A 15,302-nucleotide genomic window follows, 5' to 3' on the forward strand; every position below is an offset into this window, starting at 1 on the left:
ATCAGGGTGACAACAAACGTTAGTGGTTAAACCCGCCCCTACAAAAGGGTGGATTTAGTGACATTAAGGTGACAAAAAATGTTATACAAAATCCGAGTTAGCCACCCCTTTTATAACCCAGTCCGCGTAGGCGGACTTTGTTTGTGTAGCAGCGATTTTAATCGCCGTGGTAAACGAGGGTTACTAAGGCAGATTTAGTTCTCGTAGGTTGGGTAGAGCGTAAGCGAAACCCAACCTACAAAGATGACATAATTCCGATTTTAATCGCCGTGGTAAAAGGGGGTGACAAACATCTATGCGGGTAATGTCCAAATTAAATAGGATGCCCATATCGCCGCCACTACAGCCAGAATCACTAACCATAATGGATAATGGGCGCGACTGATTTTCCCATCTGATGTACTCAATGTTTCCACATCAATCCAAGGCGTAACCCCCCGCCGAAACCAACCCATTACTGTCACCGATTCACCGACTAAATCACTGGGGCGAGTTCCCAGGGGGAGTAAGTTACCCAGAGGACCTAAAATTGAAAAGTAATGCAGTTTAACTAACCCACTATCCGTTTCGATAATTAAATCGACCCCTAACCAATTCTGCAATCCGCGCCGCCCTAAAAGTTTACCTGTAAATTCCACAGGTTGATGGGTAGAGGGTAACGCATTCGGATCAGCTAACATTTGTTCTAAGCTGGGTTGGTGACGAATCGCCGCAGGTTTGATATCGGGAAAGTAACGATTAATCCAGAGAATAATACTTAAACTAAATGCAATTAGGATACAAGCATCCAGAAATGACCCAGCGTTGTGTAACCATATCAGCCGCCAGAATCCACTTATCCACTTGCGAGATAACAAATCACTGAGAATACCGAGTAGCCAGAATACCACTCGCAGCACAACACCGACAACGAATCCAGTTAATAGGACACTTTGAAATAAGGGAAAGGCTTTATAACTATCAATTAGTTTCAACCAGCGTGTTTTATTATCCCGTATTGGCGGTGGTGGTATGGGTAAATCCAATTCTGTACCCAACCGCCACTCATAAGCATAACGAGCGCACAAATGCAAGCGATCGCCTAATAAAGGATGAGCCTCTGTGATAATTAACCAGTGGCGGTAAGGGTTGGTACATTCCCACTGTAAAACCCGTTCAAAGGGAACATGGGGCGAACAACTGCTTAAGAGTAATCCTTGTCGGTATCCTAGGGGTAATACTAAATCAAAGCTTTCCCATAAGGGGCGGGTTTGATCGGCTTGATGGATTGCATCACTCATTCCTAAGCCGATTTTCAATAGCGCCCGGGTTAAGCCGTTGGGATTTCCGGTGGTTTCTATCGCCACGCGATCGCTATAGTAAATTCTAATCCGGGAAAACCAGAGCAGGGGGAGGCGCAGTAGCCAGTAGGTGGTGTAACCTAAGCTGGAAATAATACTGGTAATCCCTAAACACAGAGGCGGTAACACTCGTTGAGTGGCGGGATATTTGCCCCGAATCCACTCCGCTAACCGTTCTCCCCCTTGGGCAACATATATATATAGGAGATAGGGAAACTGGAGAATTAATGTGCCTAGAGAACTTAAGATAAAGTCCCAGTTAACAATATGCCCCAACTGAGTCGCATAGATCGTGGCGATTTCATCTTCAGCGAGTTGTGTCAATAAGCCCTCACTGACGACAATTCGAGCCGTGCGAGGCAAATTACCATAGGTTATCGCTAAAGGCGCTTGTGTGGGTAAAATACCCAGCGTCGGTAACGGTAAACGGCGTTGACGGCAAAAGCGTTGGATAGTTTTAGCCGATTCTGATGATCGCGCCGCCAGTTGGCTTACGGAAAGAGGTTCTAATCCATACACCTGTCTTAATAGCCAATCCATTAACCAGGGAGAGACGATTAGCGTCACGATCCCTAAGATAGCTAAAACCTGAGTAGGATCACGGTAGAACCATTGAATCGGTGATAATAGCGGCAATTTCACCAAGATAGTATTGGTGGTTGCCATTAAAAACTTTAGCCAGAAACGCAGCAACCAAGCAAACGCGATCGCACTTCCTACCCCAATTAGCCCCAATCGCCTTAATTTCGGGCGTTTGAAGGGACTCCAGTTTTCCGCACGCCCTAAGTTACGAAACCGAGGGTTAGCGGAAAATAGGGAGGGTGCTGAAGGGGGTGTGAAAGCAACCGGGAGTTGGGATGAGGGTTGAGGAGGAGGTTGATTTCCTGAAGAGTGTTGTCGCGATTTGCCACCTGCAAACAGGCGTTTAGCAGAATCAGTTAACCGCTGTTTAACCGTTCCAGGTTTGGCGGGGGAGGAGGGGGAGTTTAGGGGAACAAATCCGGTAGTATCGGATGCGGAGGGATTAGCCGATGTTTTCTCTACAGGCGTAAACCCTGTGGGATTGGCTGGAGGTGGGGATTCCGCCATGAGTTCCGGTAAGGTATTTGTCGCCCATTGTTGAACCTTAGGATTGAGATCTTGGGTGAGGGTTTGGCAAAGCGCGATCGCGTTTTGGATATCACCACTTTGGCGATAAGCCTTGACTAGGGCGACATTGGCGCGGGAGACGATGGCTTCATCTAACTCAATCTCGCAGACACCTTCTAGGTGTTCGATCGCCGCCGCGTAATTGCCCTGTTTGAGAGCCGCTAAACCCGCATCGAGGGAGGGATTGGGAACAGATGCCATAATCTTTACATTCTACCCTGCTCTTTTAGAATAAGCTGTCCTGCCTGGAATGTTTCATCCGGCAGATAAATCGCGTCATTGTAAAGTTTTGTGTGGGATCGGGTTTCACGTTTATCGTTTCTTCGTCAGTATTTTTCCACAACTTTATCGATGATATGGTTAGCCGTCCTCAATTGGTATGGTGTTCAATTGAAGAACTCCTAAGAGGAATACCAATCTATCGCTTTAGCAACTATTTCCCCTCTGGAAACTGTCGCTCTCGCACATCATGACTATAGTCTTGCACCGCCTGAGTAATCACTTGCCGCAAATTTGCATATAACTTGGCAAAGGGTGGCTGACGTTCCGAAAGTCCCAGTAAATCGGCGGTGACTAATACCTGTCCGTCGCAATCGACTCCAGCACCAATCCCAATCGTGGGAATGGTTAAGGTTTGTGTAATCTTCCTAGCCAAATCTGCCGGAATATGCTCTAAAACCAGGGCAAAAACACCCGCTTGCTCAAGCGCGATCGCTTCTGCCAAAATCCGCTCCGCCGCCTCTTCTGTTTTCCCTTGCTGACGATAACCGAGAAGATGTACCGACTGCGGTGTCAAGCCCACATGACCCATAACTGGAATTCCCACCGCCGTTAAATGGGCTACAGTTTGGACAATGGCAGAATGTCCGCCTTCTAACTTCACCGCCTGCGCCCCTGTTTCCTTCAATACCCGACCCGCCGAATGCATCGCTTGTTGGAGACTTTCCTGATAACTCAAAAAGGGTAGATCGCACACCACGAACGCCTGTTTTACACCCCGACGCACGGCTTTAGCATGGTGTAGCATTTCTTCCAAGGTCACGGGTAATGTCGTCTCATACCCCAAGGTGACCATTCCCAAGGAATCCCCAACCAGAATAATATCAACTCCAGCCGCATCTAATAATTGTGCGATCGCATAATCCCAAGCGGTCAAGACGACCAACGGACGCCCTTGTTGTTTCCATTGTTTCAGTTGCTGGATATTTACCATTAGGGGAGTTTTGATCCTTGGCGATCCTCGAGGACATGGTGCGTGATTGTGTAGGGGCGGGTTTTACCGATAACGTTTAAACTCAAACCACTACCGGAACTAAACCCGCCCCGTCTAAATTATGAATGATGACTTCCTAAATAAATGACTAAAACGTCTCTGGCGGATTCTTAACAAACGCTAAATGAGGTCTGACTTGACCCGTGGATAGGCTAACCCAGGCTAGTCCTTCCGTCGTTCCCACCCATAATTTATTCCCAATATCTGGGGACAGGGAAAGAATATAGTCTGAGGGAAGATCGGATAGTTCTCCCAACACGGCTCCCGTTTCCGCTCTGATTTTTAACAAGCCACTTTCCGTACCTACCCAAACACTACCATCTAGAGCAAAGCGCACCGCTGTTACACTACGCCCCCGTAACGGAGTCACCGAACGCGGTTCGGCAAAGGGATTGTTGGGGTCAATTACCAAAAGACTACTGGGTGTTCCGACCCACAGCTTGCCATCAGGTCCTGTGGTGAGGGTTTGGACAATGGTTCCAGGTAGATTGCCAATCCGCCGAATGACAAAAGCACTGGCGGTATCGACTTGCACTAATCCTTCTAATGTACCCACCCAAAGTTGACCCTCTTCATCTAATGTCAGAGCATTGGCGCTGACGCCGGGGAGTTCTTGCACCGTGGTCATCAATAATCCTTTGTCGGGACTAATCATAGCCAAACCGCGATCGCTTCCTACCCAGAGATACCCACGCCGATCTATTTGTAAGGATAAGACTCGATTCGAGGGTAATGTAAAGTTTTGTGCGGTAACCTCGTTACTGCGGGGATCTACTCGTAACAATCCTTCATAAGTTCCCAGCCAAATTCGTCCTACCCGGTCTTGGGCTAAGGCGTCAATGGTGTAGTTTGGTAAATCAACACGGGCTTTCAGGCGTCCGGTGTTCGGGTCAATTCGGGCAAGTCCTGAGTAGGTTCCCACCCAGAGGTCACCGGTGTAGTCGGGTTGCAACGCGGGGACGCGAAAATCGATGGATAGGGGTTCTACTTGTCGTCGCAAGCGTTCGGGGGGTAACGGAGCGCCTCCAGGGGGAGGGGGTGCACCTTGATAGTCGGGGGCTGTCCCCAGTTCGGTTTGAGCTAGGGTCACTTGTGCCAGTACTGGGTTCGGCTCAATCCCCATCCATAGAGGAGCGGTTAAGCTTGCCAGGGGTAACCCTAACCCTAGCAGGGTAGCACCGATGAAAAGACGAATCGGGGCATTCAAAGACGCCATGTTCTCTGAGACTATTGGGATAGTTTTTCTATATCTATATCTATATTAGTCGGAGTGATGTTTCATCCTGGACTATAAAATCATTACCTCAATACGTCCCAGATTGGTTATTCTGTAACAGAAAATTAATAATATTTAACATTTCGTTGATTTATAATAGTACCTTATACAATTCTCAAGAATATTTGAAGTTAAACTTATTGAATTCTTTGGTATATTAACAACGTTGCTGAAAATTTCACTTGTCTGGCAAGGAGCTGCACGTCGTGCCGCTTCGCGAACACGCTATAATTTTTCAATTTGGCGTGAAATGAATCGCCACAAGGATGCCACCTAAAGCCATAAGGGGAGAGAAGCCCATATCAAGCAATAGTTTGGTGCTGTGGGATAATTGCTCTTATCCTGATCCGCTCAATAAAAAAATGTCTTGGCTGAGTCAAGTTTTTTGACCCAAAATGGCGGATAATAGGTAATTCAGAAACCAAAAACCAAAATGAGCAGGTTGGGTGTGGGGATGCACCCAATCCGGGCTAATTTTCAGAGTCATTTTAGCGATTTTAGTCTTTAACTAAGGGCATAAAATCGTTAATAATGCATAAGGGTTTAGCCTGCCGCAACATTCAGTACGTTCCTAAGGAAGGAAAACATGTCTTACGCTAAAACAAAAACTCAGTCAAAAGCTGGGTATGATGCCGGGGTCAAGGATTATAAATTAACGTATTACACTCCGGATTACACTCCTAAAGATACAGATATTCTGGCAGCTTTTCGCATGACCCCGCAGCCTGGGGTGCCTCCAGAAGAAGCGGGTGCAGCTGTAGCGGCTGAGTCTTCCACCGGGACATGGACAACGGTTTGGACAGACCTGTTGACAGACCTGGATCGCTACAAAGGTCGTTGCTATGAAGTCGAGCCAGTCCGTGGGGAAGATAATCAATATATCTGCTACGTAGCTTACCCTTTGGATCTGTTTGAAGAAGGTTCTGTAACCAACATGCTGACCTCCATCGTGGGGAACGTGTTTGGTTTTAAAGCCCTGAAAGCCCTGCGTCTAGAAGATATGCGGATTCCAGTGGCTTATCTGAAGACCTTCCAAGGACCCCCTCACGGGATCGTGGTTGAGCGCGATAAGTTGAACAAGTACGGGCGTCCCTTGTTGGGTTGCACGATTAAGCCCAAGTTGGGTTTGTCGGCGAAGAACTATGGTCGTGCCGTGTATGAGTGTCTGCGCGGCGGTCTAGACTTCACTAAAGACGACGAAAACATTAACTCCCAGCCCTTCATGCGCTGGCGCGATCGCTTCCTATTCGTGCAAGAGGCAATTGAAAAATCCCAAGCCGAAACCGGTGAAATGAAAGGTCACTACCTGAATGTCACCGCCCCCACCTGCGAACAAATGATGGAGCGGGCGGAGTTCGCCAAGGAAATCGGTACGCCGATTATCATGCATGATTACCTGACGGGTGGCTTCACGGCGAACACCACTTTGGCGCAATGGTGTCGTCGCAATGGTGTACTACTACACATCCACCGTGCGATGCACGCGGTAATCGACCGTCAGAAGATCCACGGCATTCACTTCCGGGTGCTTGCCAAATGTCTGCGGATGTCCGGTGGTGACCACCTGCACTCCGGTACTGTGGTCGGTAAGCTCGAAGGTGAAAAAGGCATCACCATGGGTTTTGTTGACCTGATGCGGGAAGATCATATTGAGCGCGATCGCGAACGCGGCATTTACTTCACCCAAGACTGGGCATCCATGCCCGGTGTAATGCCGGTCGCTTCCGGTGGTATCCACGTTTGGCACATGCCAGCGCTGGTTGAAATCTTTGGCGATGATTCCTGCCTGCAATTCGGTGGTGGTACTCTGGGTCACCCCTGGGGTAACGCTCCTGGTGCAACGGCTAACCGTGTCGCCTTAGAAGCTTGCATCCAAGCCCGTAATGAAGGACGCAACCTGATGCGTGAAGGCGGCGATGTTATCCGCGAAGCCTGTAAATGGAGTCCTGAATTAGCCGCCGCTTGCGAACTGTGGAAGGAAATCAAGTTCGAGTATGAAGCGGTTGATACCGTCTGATACCCGATGAAGTGTGAAGTATGAAGTGTAGAACTTCATACTTCATCATTGATACTTCATACTGTTATAGGGCTGGGTTCAGACTATGGATCTAAAACGAGTTGCCAAAGATACAGCCAAAGTGCTAACTAGTTACATGACCTACCAAGCACTGAGGATTGTCCTGGATCAATTGGGTGAAACTGACCCGCCCCAGGCTCTGTGGCTGCATTCTTTTTCGGCAAACCAAGGAGTTCAAGATGGAGATGCCTATCTCCAAGCACTCTTGGTGGAAAAACAAGAACTGGCGTTTCGGATCATGACTGTGCGACAGCATCTGAGTGAGGAAGTGGCAGACTTCTTGCCAGAAATGGTTCGCACGAGCATTCAACAGTCGAATATGGAATATCGCCGTCAGTATCTTGAGCGAATGACGCAACTCAGTATCTCTGAACACCCAGCCTCAACCGAACAGCAAGCTGATTCGGACACCTAGTTGGCAATTAAGCCGGGTACTCTGCCATCTGCTGGCATACCCTACTTATGGAATGTGAGTTCCATATAATCTCCCTTTTTCTAAAAAGGAGATCGTCAAAAACACAACCATCACAGAATTACCCATGCAAACGTTACCTAAAGAGCGTCGTTTTGAAACTCTGTCTTATTTGCCGCCTCTGAGCGATCAGCAAATTGTCCGACAGGTTGAATACATTTTGGAACAGGGCTATATTCCAGCCATCGAATTTAGCGAAAGCTCTGAACCAACACAGCACTACTGGACACTGTGGAAACTTCCTCTGTTCAACGCCACTTCTGCTAAAGAAGTAATGGCTGAGGTTGATGCTTGTCGGTCTGAATATCGCGACAATTACATCCGCGTTGTGGGTTTTGACAACATTAAGCAGTGCCAAGTTCTGAGCTTCATTATCTATAAGCCCGGTGAAAATCGTGGTGGTAGTCGGTGGTAGTCGGTGGTAGCCGAGGGTACTACTAAGTTGCCCAGCTTTGAAATCTGCTGAGATAGAGAGGAGAGGTCATAAAACCTCTCTTTTTTTCTTAATAATCACCACAAAATAATAGTAGAGACGTTACCTGTAACGTCTCTACATTAATACCCCCAAGGGAATTCGAATCCCTGTCGCCTCCGTGAAAGGGAGGTGTCCTAGGCCTCTAGACGATGGGGGCGTATTTCTCAGACCTTAATAAATATAACGAACATTTTTGGGTTTGTCAACTCCTGAGCCAACAAATTAAGCGGAAACTTTTATGGCTCCACCTGAGTGACCAGATGAATCAATTCTGGTAAGATAAGCCTTTCCATGGCAAGGGTGACTGCTCCGGTAGAACCAGGAATGGAGAAAATCAGCTTACGGCGATACACTCCAGCGACAGCCCGTGAAGCGATCGCGCGTGAGCCAATCTCTTGGTAACTGAGCCAACGAAAGACCTCACCAAATCCGGGTAAGGTCTTCTCTAACAAACCCACTAAGGCGTCATAGGTTGTATCTCGCTCAGCAATCCCCGTACCCCCGTTAACCACAACCGCCTGAATATCCGAACGCTTTGCCAAGACTTGCAGATAAGTCTGAATCTGGTTCGGTTCATCCTTAAGAATGGAGTAAGCGACAACAGCATGACCCGCGTCACGCAGCAATTGCTGGATGAGGGAACCACTGCGATCTGATTCGTGCGATCGCGTATCGCTGACTGTCACCACAGCACAAGAAATCGAGCTTGAGCCTTTATCGGGATGAGGCTGATGAGTCATATCGGCGGTGTTTAGGCGTATGCAAAGGGATATTTAAGCTGACATCTGATACTAAAGCCGTTATGAAAGACCTACTCAAAGCTGGTCAACCTTAGTCAGACCTAACTTTGATGCTTACTTCCTGCTTCACTCTGGCAGTGACGGCACTTAACCAGTCCACAGGCTACCACCACCTAACTGGCGGCTATCTCCAAATTAATGGAGGCGTTAAAATCGCGGTCAAGTTCTAACCCGCAATTGTCACACCGGAAAACTCTTTCAGATAGGGGCATTTCATCCTTTTCGGTGTGGCATCTTGAACAGGTTTTAGTCGAGGGATACCATCGGTCTACTACAACCAAAGTTGACCCCCGTAGATCACAAAGAATTGAGATCTACAGGTTCAATGCCCACAAGAATACCATTGAGTTACTCATCCTTTGAGCCGTGGGAGAATCAAGACTTACTAAATCCTAAATCATTCTCCTCAGCATACCGCTCCATGAAACGCATAAAGCGATCCCATTCTTCTTGGGATTTCATGATCACAATTGCCTCTAATGCCGTCGGCTGTCCATTGACAAATTTGCCTTTAACCTCTCGGCTGACCAGCTCACCTTCTTCATCCATCAGGTATATACCTGTTATTTCTTCACCATAGTTGCCATTGAGCGCCTTAGGATTATCAAAATAAAAGGTTGCCGTACCATTGCTGCCATCACGAGAGCGAGTCAGGCGCACATCAGGTACAACTTCTTCGTCAATGCCTCTAATAAATTGAATTTTAGCCATGAGCCGTTCAGTCAAAATTTAAGAAAGTTATCAAAGTTATCACCAATTAAACTTCCCCCTGTTGCTTACGCTGAACAGTGGGATTTCAGTAGCCCTAAGACATGCTCCTCTAGCGAGCAAGCAAGTCCTGAACCTCCAGGCTGGTCTAAAAGCAGCCCCAAAACGGAAATATTCTTAGCGCCGTTCTCATCCGCATCACCAATCCAGCCGCAATGACCACAGCTAAACCTCTTACCACTTCTGTAGGATTTCCCTCTAACTGGGTGAATATGCAAACACTTATAACAGGTTTGCGAGGTATAGCGAGGGTTAACAAACACCAGGTTTACGCCAAACTTCACGGCTTTATAAGTCATAAATTGGCGAAATTGGTAGAACGTCCAACTGTTACTTCTACGCCTCTCAATTTTAGATCGTGGTTGTTGGTTGATACTGGTTGGAGCAAAACCCTTAACAGGTCGGTTCTGCTGTTTGGCAGTCTTACGATTAGCGCAAACTCGGCGAATAGCGTGGATAGTCATCTGAGCCGACAAACCCGAGTATTCCCGTGCTTCCCTGTAAATCAAGGACTGCACGGCTATCTGGTTGGTCAGTTTTGGGTCAGTGTTTTTATTCACGTACTCACAGCAGCTAGCAAAGGCACGAAGCACCGCATCAAGTTTTTCAACCTGTTGCGGGGATACTTCGATTTTGCAGCTAACTGTGAGGACTTGGAACATTTTCAAAACTCCTTCGAGTCCGAGTGTGGAGTTGTCACGTATTTATGTTTGTCCTCAGTGATCATACCAAAAACCCTACAATTAACAAAAAAAGCACGATTCTTCTGCCATAACGACCAAGGTAATGGCAAAATTGATAGAGCAGATCATCAAAGAATTATCAGGCGTCCCCTCATTGGTGTTAGCGTAGGTTAGCGGAATCCAGCTCACCTTACCTCTGAGGGGAGACGGTTTTGTAGATTCCTGCCAAAAATCTGCACCGTTTCACGGCGATTCCTCCAGTGCTTGACACGAAAGCGGGTACAAGCCTGGGACTCTCGCCACCTTGGCTCTTCCAAATCCTTAACCAATATCAATGGGCAAAAAGCGCGTTCTCTCTGGAGTTCAACCAACTGGCAATCTTCACCTGGGTAACTATCTCGGAGCAATCCGTAATTGGGTAGAAGCTCAGAGTCAGTATGAAAATTTCTTTTGCGTCGTCGATTTACATGCGATTACGGTTCCCCACAATCCAGCAACTTTAGCCGCAGATACCTATACGATCGCGGCGTTATATCTAGCTTGTGGGGTAGATTTAAACGATGCAACCATTTTTGTCCAATCTCACATCCCAGCTCACTGTGAACTCACCTGGCTGTTTAATTGCATCACGCCAATCAATTGGCTCGAACGCATGATTCAGTTTAAAGAAAAAGCGGTGAAGCAGGGAGAAAATGTCAGTACGGGTTTACTGGACTACCCTGTGCTGATGGCAGCAGATATTTTGCTCTATGATGCGGACTTAGTACCCGTGGGAGAAGACCAAAAGCAACATATCGAACTCACTCGTGATATTGTAATTCGGATTAATGACCAGTATGGCAGCAAAAAAAAGCCGGTGTTAAAACTGCCTGAACCCTTGATCCGTAAAGAAGGAGCGCGGGTGATGAGTCTCACCGATGGTACAAAGAAAATGTCCAAATCTGACCCATCCGAAATGAGTCGGATTAATCTACTGGATGCTCCAGAGGAGATTCAAAAGAAAATTAAGCGCTGTAAAACTGATCCAATTAAGGGTCTAGAATTTGACAATCCAGAACGTCCAGAGTGTAATAACTTGCTCACCCTTTATACCCTGCTTTCGGGGAAAACCAAGGAAGCTGTCGCCGCCGAATGTCAGGATATGGGGTGGGGACAGTTCAAAGCGGTGTTGAGTGAAGCAACTATTGAAGCCCTCAAACCGATTCAGCAAAACTATCAAGCTGTGATGGAAGATAAAGGCTATCTAGAGTCAGTGTTACGCCAAGGGCGCGAGAAAGCTGAAGCGATCGCTCTCTCAACCCTATCCAGAGTCAAGACAGCTATGGGGTATTCTACACCCTTGTAGAGACGTAGCATGCTACGTCTGGGAGCAGGGGGAGCAGAAGGATTACAAATGACGAATGACAAATGACAAATGACGAATGACAAACCTTACTAAACCCTCGTTTCGCGACGCCGTTAAATCAGGGGAATTCTTAATTACGGCTGAGGTTACCCCCCCCAAGGGAGGTGATCCAATTCACATGCTTGACATGGCAAAACCGCTTAAGCAGCGTGTTCATGCCGTTAATATTACGGATGGGTCTAGGGCTGTCCTGCGGATGTCTTCCTTGGCAGCCGCCGCTATTTTACACCAAAATGGAATTGAACCCATCTGTCAGATGGCTTGCCGCGATCGCAATCGACTGGGATTGCAGGCGGATCTGATGGGGGCACAAGCATTGGGTATTCGTAACATTCTTGCCCTCACTGGCGATCCAGTAAAAGTCGGTGATCATCCTGACGCTAAGCCCGTTTTTGATCTAGAATCAGTACGTTTGCTCCAGCTAATCAGTAAACTCAATCGTGGCTTCGATGCCAATGATAAACCATTGTCTGATGGAAATACAGACTTGTTTGCTGGAGCAGCCGTTGACCCTCAGTTAAAAAGTTGGTCTGGATTACAGCGTCGATTTGAGCGTAAACTAGAAGCGGGTGCCCAGTTTTTCCAGAGCCAACTGATTGCTGATTTCCAGCGGCTGGAAATGTTTATGGATAAGATTGCGGCTGACACCGATAAGCCGATTTTAGCTGGGATATTTTTGATTAAATCGGCGAAAAATGCTCAATTTCTCAATAAATACGTTCCCGGTGTCAACATTCCCCAATCTATTATTGATCGACTGGCAGCCGCCGTCGATCCACTGCAAGAAGGGATGAAAATTGCCGCTGAGCAAATCCAACTCGCGAAACAACTGTGTCAGGGTGTCCATATTATGGTAATTAAGCGAGAAGATTTAATTCCCCAGATTCTCGATTTAGCGGGAATCCCTCCTCTGAACAGGTAAAACGGATTTCAGTAGACCGAAACGTTTTTGGTTGCGATCGCAGGGGGATTACTGTTCCAGACGTAGCATGCTACGTCTGGGAGTAGGGAAAGATTATCGTGTTTTAGCTTTCGCAAGCCGGAAGCCCCACAAAGAAAGCGGTACACCGAAGAGGTGTCGGGATGGATAGGCGGGTCATTGGAGGTACGGAAATGACCAATAAATTAATCAGGTTCCTCCTGGTTTTTGATGTACTTCTTTAATGCTGAAACACTCACACCACACTGTTCCTGAAATTAAGCCAGAGTTTAACCCGGATAAAATTACCGGAATTGATATGGGTTTAAAGGAATTCTTGACGACTTCCGAGGGTGAAACTGTTGCTATTCCTCAACACTACCGAAAAGCCCAGAAACGTTTGCGTGTTATCCAAAAACGGGTATCACGAAGGAAAAAGGGAAGTAAGGGTAGGCTCAAAGCAATTAAACAGTTAGGGAAGCAACATAAGAAAGTTGCCGACAAGCGAAAAGATTTTCACTTCAAGACGGCTAATTATTTGCTGTTAAAATATGATGTAGTGGCTCATGAACAGTTAAACGTTTCTGGGCTTGCTCGTACCCGATTGGCTAAATCTGTGTTGGATGCTGGGTGGTCAAACTTCCTGTCAATACTCACGAACAAAGCCGAAAATGCTGGTTTGTTGGTAGTTCCAGTCAACGCCCATAACACTACACAGGATTGCTCCAATTGTGGCGAGAAAGTCCCCAAAAAGCTGCATATTCGCTGGCACAACTGCCCTCAATGTGGGTGCAGTCTTGACCGTGACCACAATGCAGCTATAAATATCAGAAACAGGGCTGAGGGGCATCCAGTCCTTAAAGCGCAACGCCTCCTAAGCGATAGCCGGATTGGTTGCGAAGCCTACACCATACCTGTACTCAGGTTTGTGTAGGAGATGTCACATACCTCACATTTGACGTTTAATTAATTTTTTGGTCTGTATTCAAGCGCCGAAATGATTGCAGGGTGCTTGATTTGAGGAAAAACAACGGATGAACAAGACGGTAGATACCGAAATTTGTAACGTTACAGTGTATGATGACCAGGCGCTAGTTAAGCGCCGGGGTGTTGTACAGCTAACGGGTGAGGAACGGGAACTGGTCATTGCTAATTTACCCGTAACGATTTTAAGCGAATCCGTTCAGGTGTCGAGTACAGGTTGTGTCGGTAGGCGATTATTAGAGGTGCGGACGGAACAAACCAGTACTCGTGAAGCGACTCACCCAAAAGTTAGCCAACTTTCTGAGGAAATTAGTCAGTTAGAAGAGCAAAGACGTCAGGGACAAGATGTGCTGACGTTGCTGAATCTACAGCGGAATTTTATCAAAAATTTAGGGAATCAGTATCTGGAGCGCTTGACAAAATCCCAAAACTCTGAACCTTTAAACTTGACTCAAATCGGGGAATTGCTGGATTTTGTGGGAGAACGGTGGCAGAATTTATCTAGTGCGATCGCGCAACAGGATCACGAGCAAAAACAGCTTAACACTCAGTTACAGGCGGTGCGAGGGCAGTTTCAGCAGCTCTCTACCCCCCAGATTCATGACAGCTTTAATATCATTGTCACCCTAGAACCATTGGGTTCGGGGGAATTAGCGATCGAGGTTTCTTACAAAGTTACAGGGGTAAGTTGGCAACCCGTCTATGATTTACATTGGCAAGATAACCTCCAAGCCGTTAGCCTTAGTTACTTGGCTCAAATTACTCAAAACACGGGTGAAGATTGGTTAGGTGTAGCCCTTACCCTTTCCACCGCCCAGCCCGGAGTTGGGCGGGAAATTCCCCCGATTACACCCTGGTATATCGATCTGCAACAGCCTAGCGCCTTGGCAAATCGGACAACCACAAATCCAAAGGAGCATAACTCACCTCGCCCCACGTTGGTGAATATGCCCTTTCCTGGGATAGCGCCAGAACCCGAACCGACGATAGATGAAGAGTTAGAGCGGTTGAGAGCCGAAAAGGAAATTGGGGAACGTCCGGGACAAAAGGGTATTGTTACCTTTACCCTCGATAGTCAAGCGACTATTCCCAGTGACGGGGTTAGCCATAAGGTTCCTATTTTCCACAGAGATGATTATCCCTGTAGGGCTGAATATGTGGCGATGTCGCGCCAACTTAATTTTGCTTACCTGAAAGCAACGGTTACCAATCCCCTGAATGGCGTTACTTTATTACCGGGACAAATTATCATCTTTCGCGATAATACGTTTATTGGCACTAGCGAAATCCAGAATATTGCCCCAGGTCAGGATTTTCAAATCGATTTGGGCGTGGACGATGGGCTAAAAATTGAGCGGTATTTAGTAGAACGACAGATGGATAAGAAGCTGATTGGGAGTCAGCAGCGTGAAGTGGCTACTTATGCTTATCGGTTAACTGTTGCGAATTTACGACACAAAGATGCACAAGTTAAGGTGATGGAACAACTGCCGGTGAGTTGTCATTCCCAACTGAAAGTTCGGCTCACTGATGCTAATCCTCAAGTTCAAGTTGGTGAATTGGGTGTGTTGGAATGGTTACTAACTTTGCCTTCCCTTGCCTCTCAGGAGTTATCCTATCAGTTTACGGTGGAGTATTTGCCGGAATTCAGGGTGATAGGATTAGACATTTAGCCATAAAA

At 47.2% G+C, this 15,302-nt stretch carries 12 protein-coding genes, 1 tRNA gene and 2 pseudogenes; 7 read left to right on the forward strand and 8 right to left on the reverse strand.

All coding sequences use genetic code 11. The annotated features are described in order from the left end of the window. Positions 1-293: 293 nt before the first annotated feature. From ACLGGO_RS23865 to ACLGGO_RS23875, 3 genes are all read right to left on the reverse strand, one after another. Positions 294-2,690: a zinc metalloprotease HtpX gene (locus ACLGGO_RS23865; RefSeq protein ID WP_446421153.1), complete on the reverse strand. Its 2,397-nt coding sequence runs from the start codon at positions 2,688-2,690 to the stop codon at positions 294-296. A gap of 232 nt (positions 2,691-2,922) precedes the next feature. Further along, positions 2,923-3,702, reverse strand: coding sequence for a 3-methyl-2-oxobutanoate hydroxymethyltransferase (panB, locus tag ACLGGO_RS23870; protein WP_446333966.1), 780 nt, complete (start codon positions 3,700-3,702; stop codon positions 2,923-2,925). Between the two features lie 148 nt (positions 3,703-3,850). Further along, on the reverse strand, positions 3,851-4,978 hold the full coding sequence (locus tag ACLGGO_RS23875; protein ID WP_446421154.1) for a ligand-binding sensor domain-containing protein: 1,128 nt from the start codon (positions 4,976-4,978) through the stop codon (positions 3,851-3,853). A gap of 646 nt (positions 4,979-5,624) precedes the next feature. Here ACLGGO_RS23875 and ACLGGO_RS23880 point away from each other — a divergent pair. The 3 genes from ACLGGO_RS23880 to ACLGGO_RS23890 all read left to right on the forward strand — a co-directional run bounded on the left by ACLGGO_RS23880 (position 5,625) and on the right by ACLGGO_RS23890 (position 8,002). Beyond that, on the forward strand, positions 5,625-7,055 hold the full coding sequence (locus tag ACLGGO_RS23880) for a form I ribulose bisphosphate carboxylase large subunit (protein WP_446333964.1): 1,431 nt from the start codon (positions 5,625-5,627) through the stop codon (positions 7,053-7,055). A gap of 85 nt (positions 7,056-7,140) precedes the next feature. Further along, positions 7,141-7,530 (forward strand): RuBisCO chaperone RbcX, encoded by a 390-nt coding sequence (gene rcbX, locus ACLGGO_RS23885; RefSeq protein ID WP_446421155.1) that lies wholly within the window; start codon positions 7,141-7,143, stop codon positions 7,528-7,530. A 124-nt stretch (positions 7,531-7,654) separates the two neighbouring features. Then, positions 7,655-8,002, forward strand: coding sequence for a ribulose bisphosphate carboxylase small subunit (locus tag ACLGGO_RS23890; protein ID WP_446364230.1), 348 nt, complete (start codon positions 7,655-7,657; stop codon positions 8,000-8,002). A gap of 144 nt (positions 8,003-8,146) precedes the next feature. Here ACLGGO_RS23890 and ACLGGO_RS23895 read toward each other — a convergent pair. The 5 genes and pseudogenes from ACLGGO_RS23895 to ACLGGO_RS23915 all read right to left on the reverse strand — a co-directional run bounded on the left by ACLGGO_RS23895 (position 8,147) and on the right by ACLGGO_RS23915 (position 10,292). Further along, positions 8,147-8,219: transfer RNA gene (locus ACLGGO_RS23895), tRNA-Glu, on the reverse strand. 79 nt (positions 8,220-8,298) lie between these two features. Continuing rightward, entirely contained in the window at positions 8,299-8,802 is a 504-nt protein-coding gene (locus tag ACLGGO_RS23900; RefSeq protein ID WP_446421156.1) for a MogA/MoaB family molybdenum cofactor biosynthesis protein, read from the reverse strand. 173 nt (positions 8,803-8,975) lie between these two features. Further along, positions 8,976-9,164: pseudogene (locus tag ACLGGO_RS23905) on the reverse strand (zinc ribbon domain-containing protein); the annotation flags it as partial. A 73-nt stretch (positions 9,165-9,237) separates the two neighbouring features. Then, positions 9,238-9,573 carry a photosystem II reaction center protein Psb28 gene (psb28, locus tag ACLGGO_RS23910; protein WP_446333962.1) on the reverse strand — a complete coding sequence of 112 codons (336 nt, stop codon included), beginning with the start codon at positions 9,571-9,573 and terminating at the stop codon, positions 9,238-9,240. Positions 9,574-9,638: 65 nt separating this feature from the next. After that, on the reverse strand, positions 9,639-10,292 hold the full coding sequence (locus ACLGGO_RS23915; protein ID WP_446421157.1) for a zinc ribbon domain-containing protein: 654 nt from the start codon (positions 10,290-10,292) through the stop codon (positions 9,639-9,641). A gap of 355 nt (positions 10,293-10,647) precedes the next feature. Between ACLGGO_RS23915 and trpS the strand changes: the two genes are divergently transcribed. From trpS to ACLGGO_RS23935, 4 genes and pseudogenes are all read left to right on the forward strand, one after another. Continuing rightward, complete coding sequence (gene trpS, locus ACLGGO_RS23920) at positions 10,648-11,658, forward strand: tryptophan--tRNA ligase (RefSeq protein WP_446421158.1); 1,011 nt, start codon at positions 10,648-10,650, stop codon at positions 11,656-11,658. A gap of 76 nt (positions 11,659-11,734) precedes the next feature. Further along, positions 11,735-12,640 (forward strand): methylenetetrahydrofolate reductase, encoded by a 906-nt coding sequence (locus tag ACLGGO_RS23925; RefSeq protein ID WP_446421159.1) that lies wholly within the window; start codon positions 11,735-11,737, stop codon positions 12,638-12,640. 259 nt (positions 12,641-12,899) lie between these two features. Next, positions 12,900-13,571 (forward strand): annotated as a pseudogene (locus tag ACLGGO_RS23930) (RNA-guided endonuclease InsQ/TnpB family protein); the annotation flags it as partial. A 100-nt stretch (positions 13,572-13,671) separates the two neighbouring features. Continuing rightward, positions 13,672-15,294, forward strand: a complete 1,623-nt coding sequence (locus ACLGGO_RS23935) for a mucoidy inhibitor MuiA family protein (RefSeq protein WP_446421160.1) — start codon at positions 13,672-13,674, stop codon at positions 15,292-15,294. Positions 15,295-15,302 lie beyond the last annotated feature (8 nt).

This window comes from Coleofasciculus sp. (genome assembly GCF_046565525.1).
Classification (GTDB): domain Bacteria; phylum Cyanobacteriota; class Cyanobacteriia; order Cyanobacteriales; family Coleofasciculaceae; genus Coleofasciculus.